Raw genomic sequence first — 18,083 nt, forward strand, 5'->3', positions numbered from 1 at the left:
GGGCGGCCGATCTGTCGCTGGTTTTAGGATTTCCGCGACAGATGGAGCCTTGGGGTAAGTAACGGCCTCAAAGCTCAGTCGGGCCTGAACTGCTCTCCGTTAGAGACGTTAGAGCCTCTATTACACGGCATTCTGATACGCGGCCACGTCTGCACTCGGTGACCATGTGGTTCAGCTCGTCGCGTAATTTGAGCAGGCGAGCGATTCGACTTTCAACCGCCTCAAGCTGGGCCTGTGCAATGCGGCTCGCGTCGTCACACGACGCCTCGGGCTGCTCCTGCAAGGCTAGCAGCTCCCGAATACTCGACAAGTCGAAACCAAGATCGCGGGCATGACGGACGAAACCTAGACGCCTAGCATCGACGGGGCTGTAAGTGCGCCGTCCGTTCGACTGGCGGGCAGGTTTCGGCAAGACCCCGATGCGCTCGTAATAGCGGATCGTCTCGATATTCACGCCGGCTCGTCGAGATAAGTCACCAATCTGCATTTTTTGCTTGCTCCTGTAGTAACTACAGGATGTAGCACGGCGTCACTAAAATTTCGAGGATAGACACATGGCCGCCGCCGCAACCGACACCATCCGCTATCACGTCACCGGCATGGACTGTTCATCCTGCGCGGCAAAAATCGAGGGCGCAGCCCGCACGGTCGAAGGTGTTGCCGATGTAAAAGTGTCGATTGCCTCGCAGATTATGACGCTCGAAATCGATGACCCTGCCCGGCGTCTTCCGATGCTAGAAACCGCCGTGACAAACCTCGGCTACCAACTCGACCGCGTCGTCGCAGAGGGTAACGATCATATTCCCAACCTGTCGCATGTGACCCCTGCCTATAAGCGAGCGCTCTGGATCGTGGTGCTACTCAATGCCGGATACGGCATCATCCAGATTGGCGGTTCCATCATTTCTGGGTCGCAAGCCCTACAGGCCGACGCCCTCGACTTCATTGGCGATGGTCTGATTTCTTTCCTTGGGCTGATCGCCGTGGGCTGGGGCCTTGCGGCTCGCGCCAAGGCGGCCTTGCTTCAGGGTATCTTTCTGGCCCTGCTCGGCCTCGGGGTAATAGGTTCGACCGCCTACCGGGTCTTTGTCGAACATGAGCCACAAACCCTGCTCATGGGTAGCTTTGCCCTTGTCGCGTTCGTCGTCAACGTGCTGGCGGCCGTGGTGCTGATCCCGCACCGTAAGGGCGATGCCAATATGCGGGCCGTATGGCTGTTTTCCCGCAATGATGCCATTGGCAATCTCGCCGTGATCGCGGCGGCCGCGCTCGTCTGGTGGCTCAACAATCCATGGCCTGATTTGCTGATGGCTTTCGTCGTGGCGGCCCTATTCCTGCAATCGGCCTGGTCGATTATCAAGGACGCACGTTCTGATCTGGAACAGGCAAGCCGGGCGTGAAGGTTGCCCTTGCCGCATTGATGATGGCTACAGGGGCTGCGCTCGATCTGGCGACAAAGGCTTGGGCGCGGAGCAGCCTCGAACCCTACGGCCCCGCGTCGGACTTCCTGCCTTTCGTTTCGCTGCGTCTGACCTTTAATGAAGGTGTATCCTTTTCTATGCTCGCGTTCGAGGGAGAGAGCGGCCAAGCCCTCTTGCTCGGGGCAACGGGACTGCTGACGCTTATCATGGCAGGGTGGGCCTATCGTTCGCGTGGGTGGCAACGGGTGGCCTTATCGCTCGTCACCGCCGGGGCGATGGGCAACCTGTTCGACCGTGCGGCACGGGGCACTGTGACAGATTTCCTCGGCCTTCATTTCGGGGATTGGCACCCCTTTGTGTTCAACCTTGCGGACGTATGGATTTCGGCTGGAGCATGCGTTCTTCTGGCTGCTTCACTGGCCCAAGGAAAGAAAAACTCAGCTATTTCATAATGGTATTTATCGCTTCTACGTAGGCAGGCGGGCGTAAAGACTACTGCGCCGGCGCTGTCGGCGCTTTCACTGTAATCGTGCATCGCTGATCCGCGCCGGCCGTGCGCGCGGCCTCGGCGCATTGCCCGATCGCCTCGGCGTTGTCGCGCACGAGCTGCGAGGAATCGGCCACGCCGCGCCAGCTTAGGGGATCGGCCACCCGCATCATGGTGACGCCGGCGTTCCATCGGTCCTGACCTATGACGGTCGCCGCAACATGGGTGTCGGCCGAGAAGGGCAGGAAGCGCGGCAACAGCAAAATCAGGAATATGCCGACGAACAGCCCGACAAGGCCGGCCATCCACATGCGGAAATCCTGATTTTTCCGGTCGTAGGCGCTTTTCGTGTGGGCGGCGAGGTTCCGGCCGGCGCGCTCGAGGTCGGACGCCTGCCGTTCGAGCTGCTGCGCGGCGGTGCGTATCAGGGCCTCGCCGCTGCGCTCGAGCGCGGCCGCATAGTGCTGCGCCCCCTGCTTGAGAATGGGGGACTGCTCGACGCCGTGCATCCGCTCCGCAACAGTATCGAGCGCCTGCACGAGCTGGGCGAGCTGGGGCTTGTAATCGGTCTGCGGCTCGATCTTGTCGAGCTGGTCGAAAGCCGCTTCCAGCCCGCGCCGCATCACGGTCATTTCCGCGCCGATCTGCGCGCCCTGCGTCTCGATCGTGCGCCGGAGCGCGTCGAAGGCTGCGGCCGGGTCGCCGGCGTCCTCGTCCAGTGTTTCCGGCTCGATTCCTTCCCTGTCGTCGTCCAGTTCCGCCATGATCTCCCTGCCTACATTCCCAAACCGATGCCCCGGCTAATCTGCCGGCTGCGTGTCATTTCCTCTTGCAGCTCGCGGGCGATACTCTGGCCCCGGCGCAGCTCCTGCCCGATTCCAAGCTCCCGGCTGCGATTGCGCACGAGGGATTCCGCCTGCGGATCGCGTTCAAGGCTCTTGGCAAGGCCGCTCATCTGGTTTTCGACCTTGGCGCGGGTGTCGTCGTGTTGCCAGCCGCGAAGCTCTCGGCGCTGGCCCTGTAGCTCCTGCCAGCGGTTCACGAACCGCTCGGCCCTGACATTGGGGTCTTGCAGCGCGGCGTTTTCGCGCTTCATCCCGTCGATGACATGGGCGACACGCTCCCGGCCGGAAAGCTCGGTCATGGCGCGCGCCGTTGCCGGGTCGTTTTCCAGCGTCGAGCGCATCAAATCTTTCATGCCGGCCTGCACCTGGTCGAGCTGCTGGCCGGCAGCGCCCATTTCCTGCCGCTGCATGTCGAGGACCGGCAGGCCCTCGCGCCGGTGCTGGTCGATCGACTGATAGGCCCGCGCATAGCGGTCAACGGCCTGCTCAAGCGGCGACTGCCCCCGCGCCCGCTCGGCCAGCCGGTCGGGCGCCGGCGCCTGCCGCAAGCTCCCCTCCCTTTCCGGCCGCTCTGTGCGCTCCTGCGAGGGCGCAGAACGCGCATTGAGCTTGAGGCCGGCGAACATGCCGCGCCGCTGCTTCTCGGCCTGCTGCGGCCGTTTCTGGTCGATCTGCAGGCCGTCCTCGCCGGCGCGATCCTGCTGCGGCCCCTCGACCGCCGCGCCGCGCCCGAGTTTCAGGCCCTCGAACGGATTGCGGCGCTGTTGCCGATCGCCGACGAGATCCGCGCGCGGATCTGCACGAAGATCCTGCGCGAGATCTCGGCCGACTTTTTGCGAGGATCTCGGCGCACGGTCCTCGATCCGCTCCCGCTCGCCGGGGTGCCGCTCGGCCGTCGACTCCCTGTCCGGACGTAGCCCGGCATGTTCGGCCGGAATCTCGATCTCGCTGCGGACGCCCATTTGCTCGGCAATCCCGCGCCGCTCGGCAAAGTCGCGGGTATAATCGAGCGTCGTTTCCTTCACGCCCGACCGGGACAGGCGGCGTTCAAGCTGGTCATAGGCCAGCTCGCCGGCGTCCTGAACCTTCCATGTGTTGCGGTGCGTCTGTGTGCCATCCGGCAAGGTGACAGGGGTGGAACCTTCATGTTGAAGGCCGATCTTCTCCCCGATCTCCGGCGCGGCCTCCTTCATGGCGCGCTCAAGATCGACGCCCCATAGGGTGCGCTGCTCGCCCTTGTCGTTTTCCAGCGTCACAAAATAGCTGTCGGACTTTTGCGGGTCGTGCTCATAGGGCGCGGCCCCATACTCGACCAGGCGGCCGGCATTGGTGAACTCGTCCTGGGCGGCGTAGAGCTGCACGCTGTCGCGATGCCGGGTCATGGCGACATAGGTTAGATGCCGGTCCATCGTCCCCGACGCCATCACATAGGCACGGTCGACCGTCGCGCCCTGATTTTTGTGAATCGTCGTCGCATAACCGTGGTCGATCGCCTGATAGTCGCCCATCGGCACGGAAACGCTATCGCCGCCCCGGCCGTCGAGCTGCGCGACGATCCGGCCGGCCTCGACATGCTCGACCGTGCCTAGCATCCCGTTTTTCACGCCAAGGTCGCGGTTGTTCTCCAAGAACACGATGCGGTCGCCCGGCGCGAACTCCCGCTTGCCGTCATTGGTCTGGAAGGTCAGCGCGCCGGCGTCCGAGCCCACGGCGGGCACGTTGCCCTGCGCCAGCTCGCCCCGGTCCTGTAGCTCCGTCCGGATCGCGTCATTGATGGCGCGCACATCGGCCCGGCGATGCGCCATCGCAACCCGGGTGCCGTCCGGACGCTCATCGCGATCGGCAAGGTAATCGCGCACGATCTCGCCCCGCGCGTCCTCGCCCGTCTCGGCAAAGCTGATACTGCCATGATCCCGGTAGGCCGCCAGCCCCTCGGCCGTCCGGTGCGTGGCGAAGTCAACGGAAGCCTCCCGCTGCCAGTCCACGCGCTGCCGGCGAATCTCCGAAAGCTCGGCATGGCCGATTTCCTCCGTGATCGCCCGGAACGGTGCGCCGGCCCCGATTGCTTGCAACTGCTCATGGTCCCCGACTAGGACGATCTTCGCCCCGCGCGCCTCGGCCTCGGTGACGAACTGGGAGAGCTGGCGGCTCCCGACCATGCCGGCCTCGTCGATCACGAACACATCGCCGCGGCCGAGCTGGTGACGATCGTTCTCCCAACCGCGGGACCATGACGCCAGTGTGCGGCTCTGGATGCCGGAAGATTCCTCCAACCCCTCGGCCGCCTTGCCCGACAGGGCCGCGCCGTGGACCTGATAGCCCTCGGCCTCCCATGCCTCGCGCGCCGCCGCGAGCATGGTGGACTTGCCAGCGCCGGCATAACCGACAACGGCCGCGATCCGCTCCGGCCCGGTGATATGCTCGATCGCCCGGCGCTGCTCGTCCGAAAGCCGCGCCGTCATGTCGCCGGCGCTCCGCTGAATGGCGGCGTCCTGTCGATCTATGGCGCGCTCGACATGCCGGCGATCGACACCATGCGATTGTGCCGCGTGCATCCGCTCGGCCGACGCCACCATGCCGGATTCGATCTCGACCATTTCGCGGGTTGAGAACCGTGCAAGCTCGATCTCGCCCGTTGCATGGTCCCCCACTACGTGGGCGCGCTCGGGCTGCAACTCGACCAGTGCCGGCGAGGCCATCACCTTCGCAAACGCGCTTTGAAACTCCTGCGGGTCGTCGTTGATGTAGCGATGCAGCGCCCGCGCCACGTCGCGCCGGTCGAACACGCTCTTTTCGCTGGTGATGATCGTGAGAACCTGCTCGGGCTTCTCGCGGATCAGCTCGGCATTGCGCCGGGCCGCATCCTCGTCCAACCGCGACCGCGACACGTCGAGGCCGCGCCGCTCCATCTGCGAGGCATGGACGCCCATATGCTCGGTCGGCGCGATCTCAAGCCCGCGCTCCATGTGCGAACGATGGTCGATGCGAATATCAAGCCCGGCCATCGCCAGCCGCTCATTGGCGATCCCCTCCCACCTCTGGCGAAGGTCGCGAAGCTGCATGTCGGTCGTCGGCAGGTCGTTCGCCAAGAGCCATTTGTTTTCGCGCTCAAGATAGGTCTTGTCGCCTAAGCCATCCTCCGTCACCTGCCGCGTGGTCATCATCACATGGGCATGATGATTGCGAACGTCGCTGGCGTCATGCGGCGCATGGATCGCAAAATCCACCGCCGCGCCATAACGGTTCGCCAGCTCCTGCGCGAACTCGCGTGTTACCTCTAGCCGCTGCTCGGCCGAAAGCTCATGTGGCAAGGCAATCTCGAACTCCCGCGCGACGCGGGCGTCCTTCCGCTTTTCGGCAAACTCGGCGGCATTCCACAAATCCGACCGATCGCGCGCCCAATCGGCAGAGACACCTTGCGGCAAGACGATCTCCGCATGTTCCACGCCCTGCTTGGCCGTGTAGTCATGCGTGATCCCGTCGCGCTCGTTGGTCAGCTTTTCCCCGGCACGATAGGCCATCGAAGCGACGGCGCTACGGCCCTTCGTCCTCGAAACTGGCTTCATGCTCAAATGATAGATCGCCAAGCAACAAGCTCCAATACCGTTTCAGTCTTTCCCGCCAGCCTTCTAGCTGGCGGCGCGCTGAGTTACGCAGTAACTCGTAAGTGCGCCCTTCTCAACTCAATCGCTTCGCTCTTTCGTCGTTCGGTGTGGCGCTTGCGGCAACGTCGACGCAATAAACTGAGGCCGCGATTGTGCTGCAAGACCGGCGAATTTTCAAGCAAAACAGCCAAACAACTGGAAATCACGACCGGGAATGATACTCTTGGCAAGCGAACGGAAAAGGAGATTGAGGCATGGCGCGCAAAACGATCGAAGAACGTCTAGCCCAACTGGATGCGCAGCGCGCCGCGCTCAAGGCCCGGCTGTCTAAGCAGGAACGCGCCAACGATACACGCCGCAAGGTGCTGCTCGGCGCGCTCGTCCTGCATCGGCTCGAAAACTCCAATGATCCAGATTTCACCAAGCGGCTCGGTGACTGGCTCCGTCGAGAACTGCCCGGATTCCTGACACGCGACGGCGATAAGGAACTCTTTGCCGATCTACTCGGCAAGGCGGCCGACACGCAAACGGCAGGGAGCGCCGGGGAAGCCAGCTCATGAATCAGGCGACACTTGCATGGGCCGCGTTCAAGAACATGCTGCGCGCTGCCGCTCGCGATCCGGTATGGGCCTTGGTCCGGGTCATTTTATCGCCGATCCGGGGCGGTCAATATCTGCTGCAAGTCGGCGTGTTCATTCTGTTTATGGCGCTCGTTCTCGCCGCCATTGCCAACGGCATCCCGCAAGAATGGTGGATCGCCAGAACGATTGCCGGCCTGTTCGTCATCGCCGTCTTTCTCATCATGGTATTTCGTGCCCTCACCAATCCCATGATTGAGCATTTCGGGGACATGGAAGGCGAAACCCACGGCTCGGCCCGCTTCGCCACCAACAAGGAAGTGGCTCCCCTCACCCGCGCCGATACCGGCCTGCTGATCGGCCGCGATCCGAAATCAAAGCGGCCCCTGCGCTATGACGGCCCGGCCCATCTGCTGACCATGGCACCGACGCGCACCGGCAAAGGCGTGGGAACCATCATCCCCAATCTGCTCACCGCCGACCGCTCCGTGATCTGCATCGACCCCAAGGGCGAGAATGCCAAAATCGCCGGCCGCGCCCGCCAGCAATTCGGCCCGGTCCACGTCCTCGACCCCTTCGGCGTCACCGGCAGGGCCTCGGCCGCCTTCAATCCTCTCGACCAGCTCGACCCGGCCGGCCTCGATGTCGCGGAAGACGCAAGCACCTTGGCCGACGCCCTCGTGTTCGATGAACCGGGCATGGCCGGCGAAGCGCATTGGAACGAGGAAGCCAAGGCGCTCGTTGCCGGCCTGATCCTCCACATTGCCGCCAGCGAGCCGCGCGACAGGCGAAACCTCGCCACCCTCCGCGAAGCCCTCACCCTCGCCCCTGAAGCCTTCGCGGCGCTTCTGAAGGACATGCAGGCATCAACGGCCGCCGGCGGCCTGATCGCCCGCGCCGCAAACCGCCACCTCGGCAAATCCGACCGTGAGGCCGCCGGCGTCCTCTCGGCCGCGCAGCGCCATACCCATTTTCTCGACAGCCCGCGCATGGTCGCCGTCCTCGGCCGATCGGATTTCCGCTTTGCCGATCTTCCGCGTAGAGCCCTTTGATGGTGGCGACGGCGGAAAGCAACGGATCGTGCCGTCGCTGCGAGCGAAAGGTGAACGTCTGGAGAAAGGCGCCGGCATATTTGCGGACGGTCGCATGTTGTTCGGCCGCCATTACCAGAGGCGACACATCACTGTTCTCCACCATGGCCTCGAGACCGGGTTTGACCTGAAGCAGCCGATGCCATCCTACGCGCCGATCCAGGATCGTCATGGGATCTGCATCCATGTCGTTGGCCGCCTGCAGGGCGACGATCGTGTCCAGAAACAGCCGTAGTGCCTTCGACGTTTCCAGGCGTGCGCTCATATGGCGCTGCTTTTTGCGGTTGTTGACCTGGGAGAACAACCGGCCCATGAGTTTGATAAACATCATCACCGCATCGTCGGTGAGTTTCTGGCCAAGCTTGATGATCTGCGCGACGATCGTCGCACGCCGGCGGCTGGCATTGAAGTCGCTGGCCAGCCATGCCGGAGTGGCGTCACCCTCGCGGATCATCTGATCCCACCGCCCGGAAGGGACACGGGTCTGCAAACGGGGATCGATCCCAAGCATCCTCAGGAATGCGATTCGTTCGGTCAGGCCCACCAAGTTTCCCGCGCCTGGTGCCTCCGGCGCTGACCGCAGCCAATGATAGCGCGTCTGGCCAATTGCCGGATCGACGGCCAGCAGTCCATCGAGGGTTCCCAGCGTTTCCGGATCAAGGTCCGTGATCAAAGCGGCTTCGGCTTGACGACGAGCGATGGCACGGGCAGCCAGTCCCATCCGTTCGATCATGTTCGCTGCAGGCAGCAGAACCCGGCGTTCGCGGAACGTGGTGATGATCGCAGTCGCGATCGTTGCTCCCTTGTCCGTCACGGTCGCAGCTTCGATTGCCGCCAGCAGCGCAGCACGCCGATCCTCTGTGGTCGCAGCCCTCATTTCGAGATAACGGAGTAGGCGAGCGACATGATTCATGCGCGTCTCTTCCCGCCGGGCATACAGATCAAACGATGCTGGATCGGCTCCGATCTGCTCGGCAATATAATTGAGCATCGCTTCGGGCAGTATCTCATTGGCCATGAGCGCGCGGCCCGGATAACGCATCAGGCAGAGCTGCACCGCGAAGCCAAGCCGATTATGCTCCCGTCTGCGGACCTCGATTTCAAGCCGGTCGGCCGGTGACAAGGAATAATGGCGCATCAGGCTGTCCTCGTCGGTGGGAATATCGAAAAGCGCTTTCCGATCCTGAATTTTGAGAAGTTTCCGCTTGGCCATTGCTACTCCTTACATTTGCGCGCCAATGACCTTGCCCTGTACGGAAAGGTCCGATTCCGTACAGGGGTAAAACGATCTGTCCACAAATTACCTTGACATTCTTATGGACAGGCAAGATATTTCGGACAGCCTATTCGGACGAAATTGACTTATGCCACGCACCTTCGCCTATGTCCGCGTCTCCACGACCGGCCAGACCACCGAAAACCAGATTCAGGAAATCGAGGCGGCTGGCTTCCACGTCGAGCCGCGCCGCATCGTCACCGAGACCGTCTCCGGCAGTGTCGCCATCGCCAAACGCCGGGGATTTTCTCGGCTGCTGGACAGGCTGGAATTCGGGGACGTGCTGATCGTGACCAAACTCGATCGCCTCGGCCGCGATGCGATCGACGTGAGCACGACCGTCAAAAAGCTGGAGGACATGGGCGTGCGGGTACATTGCCTCGCCCTTGGCGGGGTCGATCTGGCAAGCTCGGCCGGGAAAATGACGATGAACGTCATCAATGCTGTGGCTCAGTTCGAGCGTGACCTCCTGATCGAACGCACCCAATCCGGTCTTCAGCGCGCCAAATCGGAAGGTAAGGCCCTCGGCCGACCCGCCCGGCTCAATGAACAGCAGAAACGTGATGTTCGCGCCGACCTGGCTGGCGGCATGAGCGTTTCCGCCCTCGCCAGAAAATTCGACACCAGCCGACAGACTATCATGCGCGTCAGGGACAATAGCTCACCATCCTGACGGCTACATCACCGCGTCGTTCAATGGATGCTCCGCTTTAGCGGCTGCATCCATTGTGACGGAGTGTCAATCATGAGCAAGGCATCGTCCAAGGTGGTGCTGCATCGGCACTCGGAGTTCATGTCTTCGAGTGCCTGAAGCATTAATTCGGCAACGGCGAAGTTCTGCTCGTGCAAAGCTCGTTTGAAAGCCCGCGCTACCAATTCCTGAAGCATATTGGCATTCTTCATCGCGCACCACCTTTCCGCTGTTCCAATAGCGTGCTGCTTCCAGCGGTTGGAAGGTCAAGTGAAAAGTGCGCTTTTTGGCCATATAGGCCATATAGGAAGAAAGCTTTCTTTCTATCCAGGCCCGCTCTGATTTATCGATAGCCCGTTGCGGTTCCACCTCTACCCTGCACAGCAGGACAGCTTTTTTACGTCCTTGTCGAAGGTCTGAGCTGCAAGCTTCAAGCCTTCGACGGTCGTCAGGTACGGGAAGATCGCCTCCGACAGATCGTCGATCGTCAGGCCGCCGCGGATAGCCAGCGCCGCCGTCTGAATGCTGTCAGCGCCTTCCGGCGCAAGAATATGCGCGCCCAGGAGCTTCCGGGTCGCCCCGTCGGCAACCAGCTTGATCAGGCCGCGTGTATCGCGTGCCGCCAGCGCGCGGGGCACATTGTCGAGGGAAAGAACAGACGTGCGAACCGAATGCCCCGCAGCGCGCGCCTGCGCCTCGGTCATGCCGACACTCGCCACCTGCGGGTCTGTGAACACGACAGCGGGCATTGCAGCATTGTCGTACCGCAGGCCATCGCCGTTCAATGCGTTCTTGGCGGCGAGCTTTGCGCCATAGGCAGCCATATAGACGAACTGGTCTTTTCCGGTCACGTCGCCGGCGGCATAGACGCCGGTTTTTGAGGTGCGCATGCGGTCATCGACAATGATGGCGCCGGCCGGCGTTGCGGCAACACCCGCCTCAGCCAAGCCAAGGGTTTCAGTGTTCGGGCGGCGTCCCGTCGCCACGAGAATCCGCTCGGCCGTCAGGATTTCCGGCCGACCGTCTCGCGTAATGGCGAGGGCTATACCGCCGTCATCGGTCCTGCGGGCGGTTTCGTAGGCGATCCCGCCGACGATCCGGATACCCTCATCGGCCAGGTAGGTGGCGAGCGCCGATCCAATTTCGGGCTCAGCCTCCGGCAGAAGCCGGCTGCGGAATACGAGCGTCACCGCGACGCCGGCCCGCGCGAACGTCTGGGCCAGCTCCACGCCGATATAGCCGCCGCCGAGCACGATCATCGAGCGCGGCAGTTCGTTCAGGGCGAGCGCCGTCGTGCTGTCGAGCGGCGACACGTCGGCAATCCCCGGAATTCCCGGCAGGTCTGGGCGCGCGCCCGTCGCGATGATGATCCGTTCGGAGGCGAGGCGCTGGCCCGCGACCTCGACGCCGCCGTCAACGAGACGGGCCTGCCCTTCGCGATAGACGACATTGTTATACTCTGGCAGCAGATCGGCGTATTTCGCCTGCCGAAGACCGGAAACCAGGGCGTCTTTCTGGGCAATCTGAGCGGCCCAATCGACGACGCGCGCGCCGCTTTCAATACCATCGAAACGGGCTGCCGCATCATTGGCGTGACGTACGGCTTCCGTGGCCCGGATCAGGGCTTTCGAGGGCACACAGCCGATGTTGACGCAGGTGCCGCCGATCGTGCCATGCCCGACAAGGGCCACTTGCGCGCCTTGTTCGGCGGCGGTGATCGCGGCGGAGAACCCGGCCGAGCCAGCCCCGACGACTACAAGATCGTAACGGCCGTTGCCCTTATTTGGCGTCGGTTCGCAATGTTCACACATTCAGTTTATCCTTGTTTTCTGTCGGTGATCCGCAGCAAGCGGCATCCGCCGCTGAGCCGGAATGGCGGCGCCGATAAAGGTAAAATGCCGCCAGCCCAATAGCAGCGAGTGCGATCGGGATCAGCACATAGCCGGCTGCAGCGAGCCATGCGGAAACCCCGAAGGAGCCCGCAGCGACCAAAAGAAATGGGGCGGCACAACAGATGACGGCGAGAAGCCCGACACTGCCCATGCCGATGAACTTTCCATCCGTCATGCCGAGCCTCCCTACTGCGAAACCTTGGAGGGATAGCCGGCGTTGGTGGTTGCGGTGATCAACGCAGCGACATTTGTCTTGCCGTCGTCAAAGCGCACCTTGGCGATCGCCCCATCTGTCGCCTCCGACACATCAACCGCGAGCACCCCTGACACGTTGCTGAGCGCCCGCTTCACGATCGGGCCGCAAAGTTCGCAGGTGGCATTGGCGACATTCAGCGTGACGGTCTGCTCGGCGGCAAAAGCGGCGCCACTCGCCAGCAGGGACGCGGTGAGAGCAATAAGGGGTAAAGTTTTCATCAGGAACTCCTTGAGGTTAGGCAGTGAGGAAGAACCGCGCTGCATAGGGAAAGCCCACGGCGACGATGATCAGAATCGTTGCGATCCAAAGGCCTATCTTGGCGTCGCGATGGGACGACGGACGCGCGCAGTAGGAGCCCTCGATGCACTCAGCCGCCCTCGGCTTGCGATAGACGAGATAGAAGCCGTAGCCGAGGCAGGCGAGCGCGATCGTGACGAACACGGGCTGATAGGGCTCGAACGCGGTCAGATTGCCGATCCACGCGCCGCTGATGCCGGCAAAGAACAAGACAAAGGGCACCACGCAGCAGGTTGCCGCGCCCAGTGCCGCCACGATGCCGCCAACCGACAGCAGCGCTGCCTGATCAAAACCCTTTTCGACGGGCTCCAGGGCCTTGTCTGCCAGTGGCCGCACTTCGTCCTGCGTCATCGTTCACATGCTCCCGCAATTGATCTATGGTGACCCTAGTGCCTGTAGTAACTACAGGGTCAAGCGGGAAAAATTCACGGATTTGTGCGAGCTACGTGATGCAAAAGACTGACGAATTTTCTATCGGCGTCCTATCCGAGCGCAGCGGCGTCCACATCGAGACGATCCGCTATTACGAGAAGATCGGCGTCATGCCGAAACCCGCGCGCAGTGCCGCCGGCTATCGCGTCTACGGCAACGATCACACAAGGCGGCTGCATTTCGTGCGGCGCGGCCGTGAGCTCGGCTTCAGCCTCGACGAACTGCGTGGACTGCTTCGCCTGGTCGACGGGCATAGCTACACCTGCCGTGAGGTTCATGACCTCACCATCGAACACCTGAAAGATATCCGTCAGAAAATCGCCGATCTACGACGTCTGGAGCGGGCAATGTCGGATATGGCCGCGCAATGCACCGGCAACCAGGTTCCGGAATGCCCGATCATTGATGCACTATTTGAAATGCGCCCTGTGGGCCGTTCCCGCTCCGTTCGACCTTAGCGCAGGATTTTGAACTGCTCTTGTTCCGACCCCCTGCCGCCCGATCGGCTCGCTACCTATTCCCGCTGGCTGCGCCTGCTCGTCGCCCAAAGCCTCACCGACATGGCGCGCGATCCACAAAAACCGGCCGTGCCGGTCCTCTATCTACTGGATGAGTTCGCCGCCCTCGGCCATCTGGCCCCCGTCGAGCGTGCAATGGGCCTCATGGCCGGCTACGGCGTCCAGCTCTGGCCGATCCTGCAAGACGTTCACCAGCTCCGCGCCACCTATGGGCAACGCGCCGGCACCTTCCTGTCAAATGCCGGCGTCCTACAGGTGTTCGGCGTCAACGATCACGACAGCGCCCGGCTTGTCTCCGATCTGCTCGGGCAAGAGACGGTCGTGTTCCAGACCATGAGCCGCGCCCTCGATGCCGAAAAGACCGGCATCACCTACGGCGAGCAACACACCGCCCGCCCGCTGCTGACGCCGGATGAGGTCCGCAACCTGCCGCAGAATGTCGAATTGCTGTTCCTCGCCGGGCAACGGCCGATCGTCGCCGGCAAGCTCGCCTATTATGCTGATTCCGAGTTCCGGGGGCTGTATGACGCTCCCTGACGTATCAAGAAGCGGACCCGGCGCTTTGCGCCGGGACTTTGTTACGAACGGCCCTCCGGCGCGGCTTGCGCCACGATCCACCCGCCGACCTGGTGCAAGCTCTATTCAAGGAAAACCACGGCCGCGACGATAGCCCCCCGGCCGGCCCGCTCTCATCATCTAGGGCCGTAGGGACGGTCGGGGGGCGGGCCACACGCGCAAGCATTAGCGTATTTAGCTATTTACGTATCAACGTGCATAAGGCTCGATCGGCGGCAATCCGTGCTGTGCCAGAACGGCCGAAAGCCCGGCCTCGGCCATCGCCTGAATTGTCGTGCCCTCTGCATCTGCGAGCTGGCGAAGGCGCTGCCAGTCCGATCGCCGGACCTTGACCGTAAGCGCGACAGTCTCGCCCCCTCCCCTCTTTCGCCTCGGCGTCGGGATTTCCACGGCCGGGCGGTCGTCCTCGATCGCTGCAAGGCTGGTGGCTTCCGCGCCGGCCCTCGGGCGGGTGAAGGCCGCGAGGCCGGTTGCTTTCTTTGCCATAGGTTTCTCTCCTTCAATACGCTCTTACGTATTTAGCTATTTACGTTCTAAGGTGTCCTTGATCCACGCCCACAAAGCCCGGATTTCCTCGGCTGCCCTGCCCTCGGCCTCGAACTCCGTCACGGCGCTGCCGGTCGTGACGGCGCGGGCGAACGCGCGCCGGTCGGTAATCTCGCCGGGGACGATCGGCAGGCCGTAGGCTTCCAGCGCCGCGCGCGTCTCCCCGATCTCGGGCGCGCGGAACGGGCAGGCGGACAGGACGAACGCACCGCGCACCTTCGCGGCCGTCACGATCTCGACGGCGGCCGGGACCGCAGCGAGGTCAAACGCGGAAGGTCGGACCGGAATCAAGACCAGCTCCGACCTCCGGGCTATCTGGCCGGCCGCCGGGGCGGCATGGGGCGGGGCGTCCACTACTGCCAAGGTCATACCCTCGCCCTCGGCCGCCCTAAGCGCGGCGTCCAGTTCCCCGGCCTGCGCCGTGGCGACGATCGGCGTTCCGGCTTCCCGCGCACTCGCCCATGCGGTCGCGCTTTCCTGTGGGTCCGCGTCGATGACGCAAACCCGTTCGCCGGTCGCCTCGGCCGCCACGGCGGTATGAACCGAAAGCGTGGTTTTTCCGCTCCCGCCTTTCTGGCTCAAAAACGCAATGACGTTCATGCGTCAATCCTTCTTTGCGTGAATACGTATTAAAGCATATAGCTAAGGTCGTTACTACGTCTTTAAGCTAGTGCGGCCATTCCTCGGCCGGCCAGTCCCGCGACGTATGGATGACGCGCACGATCACGATGCTTTCCCAGCCCGCTACGTCCCGCAGCTCATAGGCGATGATGTAGGGATGACGGGCGAGGGACTTTTCATAGGTCCCGCTCACCCGCCCCGGCCGGCCGGTCGCAAATTCGCCGAGCTTGTTCCCGGCGTCCTCGATCGCGTCCACGACCCGTTCGGCGGCGAATGGGTTGTCCTCTGCGATATAGCGCAGGATTTCGAGGTTATCCCGCTGCGCCTCAATCGACCAGACAACCGGCCTCATCCGCGCGCGGCTTTCCGGCGCTTCGCTTCCTCGATAACCTCACGCATTTCCGCGACGGCCTGCGCATGAGGGATCACTCGGCCGGCCGCCGCATCGGCCATGCCGCGCTTGATACCGTCGATGATTTCAAGCTCGCGATCGACATAGGCGGCGACGGCCTCGCCGGCGAGGAAGGATTTGCTTCGCTGCGTGTCGTTCGCGATCCGGTCGAGCTTTTCTTTCACATCGGGCCTAACCCGAATCGTCATGGTGGTGCTGGCGGTCATGGAATCGCCTCCGTGTGTTGAATTGTGTACATCCTAGCACGGTTTCCCGGCCGCCGCTATCGCCTTCTATCAAGGTGATACGTTTACACGTTAATACGTATTAACGTAAATAATTAAACACCGGCCTTGCCTCTCGCTCCCTCTCGAAAGCCCATAGGACGCTGGCCGCAGGCGCGAACGGTGCGGATTAGGTGGTGAGGATGCCGTTTCCCGGCCCGCCTATACGCGGGCCGGAACCGCCGCAGGGCCGCGTGAGCGGCCCGAACAGCGGCGTCCGCTTATGTTTGTACTCTTAGATAAAGATCAGATGGGGATTCAGTCTGGTTATCAGACTCACGTTTCATCACACTCTTTGCCAGCATCACGAGGGCCTTTCCGAGCGGGCCATCGCCGGCGTCGATCTGCGTTCGCTCATCGAGGGGCAGGGTGGTCTTGTAGGCGCTAATTGCCTCGCTCCAAGCCCGCTGATCCTGTCCATGATCGGCAGGCGGGGGCGGGGCCTTGCCGAACCGCCCAAGGAACTGCCGCGCCTTCTCCGGCAGGGACAGGCGATAGGCGTTGCTCGTCTGCTGGACCTGTGGGCCGCGCCCTTCGTTGCCGGTCGGCTCATAGCGCCGCAGCCAGTCGATGAAACCATGCGCCCGCAGGTTCTTCAGCGCCCGCACGATCGTATCGCGCGACCGGCCCAAGCGGTCCATGATCGTGGTGATTGACGGCTCTAGCCGGCCGGTGCGGAAGTCGATGAGATTGACGAACAGCCGCAGCACGTCGAGCGCCACCGATCCTAGCGGGCCGCTGCGCTCGCCCTTCTCGCGCAATCCGGCCTCGTTGTAGATTTCGGCCGCCTTCAAGATCGCCTGCACGTCCCTGCGCGTCGTCGGCCGCCATATGCGGCCCTCCGATCGGCCCCGGATATGGCTATGCCGGCGAACTGGCGTCGGGCAGCGCGGGGCAGGGGGCGGGAAGATCAGCCCTAGCGCAGTCTGTCCCGATCCTCGCAGGGTGGCCCGGCGCTCATGGGCGAGCGTCGTAAGCTCGCCGGCCTCGTCGTCGGTGAGCTGGCCCGCGCCGTAGCGGTTCCAGACCTCCCGCATGATTTCATCAAGCGCGTGCCCGCGCGCGCAGCCGATCGCGGCCGCGTAGTGCGTCCTCAACATATGCCCTCGTCCTTCCATTTGAAGGACATGACGGCGAGGACGGCAGGCACGGCGCTCCCGTTTCCGCAAGAATCAATCTTGCGAATTGGAGTGCTCTAGCGTAGATAGGGGGAGACTTATCGGCCCCGGCTCTACGGTGTGTCTGACGGCCTACAAAAACGCTCGACCGTTGGCGCGGTCGGGCGTTTTGCCGTTATGTCCCTTGCTTCGCTTCGATATAGAACCTCAACGCTTCTTCGATGATCGGCGCGCGAGCTGACGCGCCCCGTTGCTCCTTGATCCTGTCGATTGCCTCGACAAGCTCGCCCGGAACATAGGTATTCAACGCCACGCGGCCGGCCGCGATCTGCCGCGCCCTGTGGGCGGCAACGCCCCTGCGAATCTCTTCCGCGCGTTCCTTCATGTTTACAACTAAGAGCAAGCCGCCCGATTCTGCAATCCCTTGCGGAAGGAACCGGGAAACTAGGGCCGGCAGCTAAACGTAGTAACGTCAATGCGTATTCACGTTATTGCGTTCTATAGCCCGGTAGAGCGTGGCGCGATGCACCCCCAAAAGCCGGGCGACTTCCGCCACCGGCTTCTTGTCCTCATGGATGAGCTGGCGGGCGTGGGCGATCTGCTCGGCCGACAGGGCAGGGGAAGGACCAAACCGCACACCTCGGGCCTTCGCCGCGATCCGGCCGGCGCTCGTGCGGTCCACGATCAAGCTGCGCTCGAAATCCGCGATGCCGGCGAACACGGTCAACACCATGCGCCCGGCCGGCGTCGTGGTGTCGGCCCACGGCTCGGCCAGCGAGCGCAGGCCCGCGCCGGCCTCTTTGATCCGCTCCGCGATCGCCAGAAGGTCGGCCGTCGATCGCGCGAGGCGGTCTAGCCGGGTGATCGTCACCACGTCGCCGGCGCGCAAGTGGTCGAGCATCCGCACCAGCTCGGGCCGGTCGCGCTTCGCCCCGGAAGCCTTTTCCTCGAAGATGCGGACGCAGCCGGCCGCGCCAAGGGCGGCCCGCTGCTGCTCCAAGTCCTGCCCGCGTGTCGAGACGCGGGCATAGCCGATGAACACCCGGCCGGCGTCGGAATCTGGTTGGCGGTTCACGGCTTCCCCTGTCGCAAATCATGTCGCAAGTGGCGTAGCACTTGCGACAAAGACATGCGACACGAAAACCCCTGATTTTCCGG

The 18,083-nt window shown here is 63.0% G+C and carries 20 protein-coding genes and 3 pseudogenes; 7 read left to right on the forward strand and 16 right to left on the reverse strand.

The window, feature by feature from the left end; translation table 11 throughout:
• Positions 1-67 precede the first annotated feature (67 nt).
• Positions 68-487 (reverse strand): MerR family transcriptional regulator, encoded by a 420-nt coding sequence (locus T8K17_RS26150; RefSeq protein WP_094538653.1) that lies wholly within the window; start codon positions 485-487, stop codon positions 68-70.
• A 67-nt stretch (positions 488-554) separates the two neighbouring features.
• Between T8K17_RS26150 and T8K17_RS26155 the strand changes: the two genes are divergently transcribed.
• Both T8K17_RS26155 and lspA read left to right on the forward strand, forming a co-directional pair.
• Positions 555-1,400: a cation transporter gene (locus tag T8K17_RS26155; protein WP_235824353.1), complete on the forward strand. Its 846-nt coding sequence runs from the start codon at positions 555-557 to the stop codon at positions 1,398-1,400.
• On the forward strand, positions 1,397-1,873 hold the full coding sequence (lspA, locus tag T8K17_RS26160; RefSeq protein WP_094538649.1) for a signal peptidase II: 477 nt from the start codon (positions 1,397-1,399) through the stop codon (positions 1,871-1,873). The genes T8K17_RS26155 and lspA overlap by 4 nt, the downstream gene beginning before the upstream one ends.
• Before the next feature lie 40 nt (positions 1,874-1,913).
• On the opposite strand, the gene T8K17_RS26165 is transcribed toward lspA, so the two are convergent.
• Complete coding sequence (locus T8K17_RS26165) at positions 1,914-2,672, reverse strand: DUF6118 family protein (protein ID WP_094538648.1); 759 nt, start codon at positions 2,670-2,672, stop codon at positions 1,914-1,916.
• Between the two features lie 11 nt (positions 2,673-2,683).
• The gene (gene traA, locus T8K17_RS26170; RefSeq protein WP_094538654.1) at positions 2,684-6,340 is read right to left on the reverse strand and encodes a Ti-type conjugative transfer relaxase TraA; all 3,657 of its coding nucleotides are present in this window, start codon (positions 6,338-6,340) and stop codon (positions 2,684-2,686) included.
• A gap of 272 nt (positions 6,341-6,612) precedes the next feature.
• Between traA and T8K17_RS26175 the strand changes: the two genes are divergently transcribed.
• Both T8K17_RS26175 and T8K17_RS26180 read left to right on the forward strand, forming a co-directional pair.
• On the forward strand, positions 6,613-6,918 hold the full coding sequence (locus tag T8K17_RS26175; RefSeq protein WP_094538628.1) for a mobilization protein: 306 nt from the start codon (positions 6,613-6,615) through the stop codon (positions 6,916-6,918).
• Positions 6,915-7,976: pseudogene (locus T8K17_RS26180) on the forward strand (type IV secretory system conjugative DNA transfer family protein); the annotation flags it as partial. The gene T8K17_RS26175 and the pseudogene T8K17_RS26180, both read left to right, overlap by 4 nt.
• On the opposite strand, the pseudogene T8K17_RS26185 reads toward T8K17_RS26180, so the two are convergent.
• Positions 7,960-9,240: pseudogene (locus T8K17_RS26185) on the reverse strand (DUF4158 domain-containing protein); the annotation flags it as partial. The pseudogenes T8K17_RS26180 and T8K17_RS26185 overlap by 17 nt on opposite strands.
• A 151-nt stretch (positions 9,241-9,391) precedes the next feature.
• Between T8K17_RS26185 and T8K17_RS26190 the strand changes: the two are divergent.
• Positions 9,392-9,976 carry a recombinase family protein gene (locus T8K17_RS26190; RefSeq protein ID WP_322335153.1) on the forward strand — a complete coding sequence of 195 codons (585 nt, stop codon included), beginning with the start codon at positions 9,392-9,394 and terminating at the stop codon, positions 9,974-9,976.
• A gap of 20 nt (positions 9,977-9,996) precedes the next feature.
• On the opposite strand, the gene T8K17_RS26195 is transcribed toward T8K17_RS26190, so the two are convergent.
• From T8K17_RS26195 to T8K17_RS26215, 5 genes are all read right to left on the reverse strand, one after another.
• Complete coding sequence (locus T8K17_RS26195; RefSeq protein ID WP_094538630.1) at positions 9,997-10,206, reverse strand: hypothetical protein; 210 nt, start codon at positions 10,204-10,206, stop codon at positions 9,997-9,999.
• A 159-nt stretch (positions 10,207-10,365) separates the two neighbouring features.
• On the reverse strand, positions 10,366-11,805 hold the full coding sequence (gene merA / locus T8K17_RS26200; protein ID WP_094538631.1) for a mercury(II) reductase: 1,440 nt from the start codon (positions 11,803-11,805) through the stop codon (positions 10,366-10,368).
• Positions 11,798-12,061: a mercury resistance system transport protein MerF gene (locus T8K17_RS26205; RefSeq protein WP_094538632.1), complete on the reverse strand. Its 264-nt coding sequence runs from the start codon at positions 12,059-12,061 to the stop codon at positions 11,798-11,800. The genes merA and T8K17_RS26205 overlap by 8 nt, the downstream gene beginning before the upstream one ends.
• A gap of 11 nt (positions 12,062-12,072) precedes the next feature.
• Positions 12,073-12,360 carry a cation transporter gene (locus T8K17_RS26210; protein ID WP_094538633.1) on the reverse strand — a complete coding sequence of 96 codons (288 nt, stop codon included), beginning with the start codon at positions 12,358-12,360 and terminating at the stop codon, positions 12,073-12,075.
• Between the two features lie 16 nt (positions 12,361-12,376).
• A complete protein-coding gene (locus T8K17_RS26215) occupies positions 12,377-12,790 on the reverse strand; it encodes a mercuric transporter MerT family protein (RefSeq protein ID WP_094538634.1) in 414 nt (137 codons plus the stop codon).
• A 98-nt stretch (positions 12,791-12,888) separates the two neighbouring features.
• On the opposite strand from T8K17_RS26215, the gene T8K17_RS26220 reads away from it, so the two are divergent.
• Positions 12,889-13,329, forward strand: coding sequence for a MerR family transcriptional regulator (locus tag T8K17_RS26220; protein ID WP_094538635.1), 441 nt, complete (start codon positions 12,889-12,891; stop codon positions 13,327-13,329).
• Between the two features lie 33 nt (positions 13,330-13,362).
• Positions 13,363-13,926: pseudogene (locus tag T8K17_RS26225) on the forward strand (type IV secretory system conjugative DNA transfer family protein); the annotation flags it as partial.
• Positions 13,927-14,154: 228 nt separating this feature from the next.
• Here the strand turns inward: T8K17_RS26225 and T8K17_RS26230 are convergent.
• The 7 genes from T8K17_RS26230 to T8K17_RS26260 form a co-directional block, all read right to left on the reverse strand.
• Positions 14,155-14,451 carry a hypothetical protein gene (locus tag T8K17_RS26230; protein ID WP_032492505.1) on the reverse strand — a complete coding sequence of 99 codons (297 nt, stop codon included), beginning with the start codon at positions 14,449-14,451 and terminating at the stop codon, positions 14,155-14,157.
• A gap of 36 nt (positions 14,452-14,487) precedes the next feature.
• Positions 14,488-15,111, reverse strand: coding sequence for a ParA family partition ATPase (gene parA, locus T8K17_RS26235; protein ID WP_032492504.1), 624 nt, complete (start codon positions 15,109-15,111; stop codon positions 14,488-14,490).
• A gap of 67 nt (positions 15,112-15,178) precedes the next feature.
• Positions 15,179-15,484 carry a type II toxin-antitoxin system RelE/ParE family toxin gene (locus tag T8K17_RS26240; protein WP_094538636.1) on the reverse strand — a complete coding sequence of 102 codons (306 nt, stop codon included), beginning with the start codon at positions 15,482-15,484 and terminating at the stop codon, positions 15,179-15,181.
• Positions 15,481-15,750: a CopG family ribbon-helix-helix protein gene (locus tag T8K17_RS26245; protein ID WP_006473479.1), complete on the reverse strand. Its 270-nt coding sequence runs from the start codon at positions 15,748-15,750 to the stop codon at positions 15,481-15,483. The genes T8K17_RS26240 and T8K17_RS26245 overlap by 4 nt, the downstream gene beginning before the upstream one ends.
• A 278-nt stretch (positions 15,751-16,028) precedes the next feature.
• Entirely contained in the window at positions 16,029-16,907 is an 879-nt protein-coding gene (locus tag T8K17_RS26250) for a helix-turn-helix domain-containing protein (protein WP_094538637.1), read from the reverse strand.
• Positions 16,908-17,100: 193 nt separating this feature from the next.
• Positions 17,101-17,310, reverse strand: coding sequence for a ribbon-helix-helix protein, CopG family (locus tag T8K17_RS26255; RefSeq protein ID WP_017502925.1), 210 nt, complete (start codon positions 17,308-17,310; stop codon positions 17,101-17,103).
• Positions 17,311-17,397: 87 nt separating this feature from the next.
• Positions 17,398-17,967, reverse strand: coding sequence for a recombinase family protein (locus T8K17_RS26260; protein WP_094538638.1), 570 nt, complete (start codon positions 17,965-17,967; stop codon positions 17,398-17,400).
• Positions 17,968-18,083 lie beyond the last annotated feature (116 nt).

Source organism: Thalassobaculum sp. OXR-137, from assembly GCF_034377285.1.
Classification (GTDB): domain Bacteria; phylum Pseudomonadota; class Alphaproteobacteria; order Thalassobaculales; family Thalassobaculaceae; genus Thalassobaculum.

What these genes read in the sequence shown, in the direction of transcription:
- T8K17_RS26150 (WP_094538653.1), bottom strand. Translation starts at nt 487, where the DNA reads ATGCAGATTGGTGACTTATCTCGACGAGCCGGCGTGAATATCGAGACG.
- T8K17_RS26155 (WP_235824353.1), top strand. Translation starts at nt 555, where the DNA reads ATGGCCGCCGCCGCAACCGACACCATCCGCTATCACGTCACCGGCATG.
- T8K17_RS26165 (WP_094538648.1), bottom strand. Translation starts at nt 2,672, where the DNA reads ATGGCGGAACTGGACGACGACAGGGAAGGAATCGAGCCGGAAACACTG.
- T8K17_RS26175 (WP_094538628.1), top strand. Translation starts at nt 6,613, where the DNA reads ATGGCGCGCAAAACGATCGAAGAACGTCTAGCCCAACTGGATGCGCAG.
- T8K17_RS26190 (WP_322335153.1), top strand. Translation starts at nt 9,392, where the DNA reads ATGCCACGCACCTTCGCCTATGTCCGCGTCTCCACGACCGGCCAGACC.
- T8K17_RS26195 (WP_094538630.1), bottom strand. Translation starts at nt 10,206, where the DNA reads ATGAAGAATGCCAATATGCTTCAGGAATTGGTAGCGCGGGCTTTCAAA.
- merA (WP_094538631.1), bottom strand. Translation starts at nt 11,805, where the DNA reads ATGTGTGAACATTGCGAACCGACGCCAAATAAGGGCAACGGCCGTTAC.
- T8K17_RS26205 (WP_094538632.1), bottom strand. Translation starts at nt 12,061, where the DNA reads ATGACGGATGGAAAGTTCATCGGCATGGGCAGTGTCGGGCTTCTCGCC.
- T8K17_RS26210 (WP_094538633.1), bottom strand. Translation starts at nt 12,360, where the DNA reads ATGAAAACTTTACCCCTTATTGCTCTCACCGCGTCCCTGCTGGCGAGT.
- T8K17_RS26215 (WP_094538634.1), bottom strand. Translation starts at nt 12,790, where the DNA reads ATGACGCAGGACGAAGTGCGGCCACTGGCAGACAAGGCCCTGGAGCCC.
- T8K17_RS26220 (WP_094538635.1), top strand. Translation starts at nt 12,889, where the DNA reads ATGCAAAAGACTGACGAATTTTCTATCGGCGTCCTATCCGAGCGCAGC.
- T8K17_RS26230 (WP_032492505.1), bottom strand. Translation starts at nt 14,451, where the DNA reads ATGGCAAAGAAAGCAACCGGCCTCGCGGCCTTCACCCGCCCGAGGGCC.
- parA (WP_032492504.1), bottom strand. Translation starts at nt 15,111, where the DNA reads ATGAACGTCATTGCGTTTTTGAGCCAGAAAGGCGGGAGCGGAAAAACC.
- T8K17_RS26240 (WP_094538636.1), bottom strand. Translation starts at nt 15,484, where the DNA reads ATGAGGCCGGTTGTCTGGTCGATTGAGGCGCAGCGGGATAACCTCGAA.
- T8K17_RS26245 (WP_006473479.1), bottom strand. Translation starts at nt 15,750, where the DNA reads ATGACCGCCAGCACCACCATGACGATTCGGGTTAGGCCCGATGTGAAA.
- T8K17_RS26250 (WP_094538637.1), bottom strand. Translation starts at nt 16,907, where the DNA reads ATGTTGAGGACGCACTACGCGGCCGCGATCGGCTGCGCGCGCGGGCAC.
- T8K17_RS26255 (WP_017502925.1), bottom strand. Translation starts at nt 17,310, where the DNA reads ATGAAGGAACGCGCGGAAGAGATTCGCAGGGGCGTTGCCGCCCACAGG.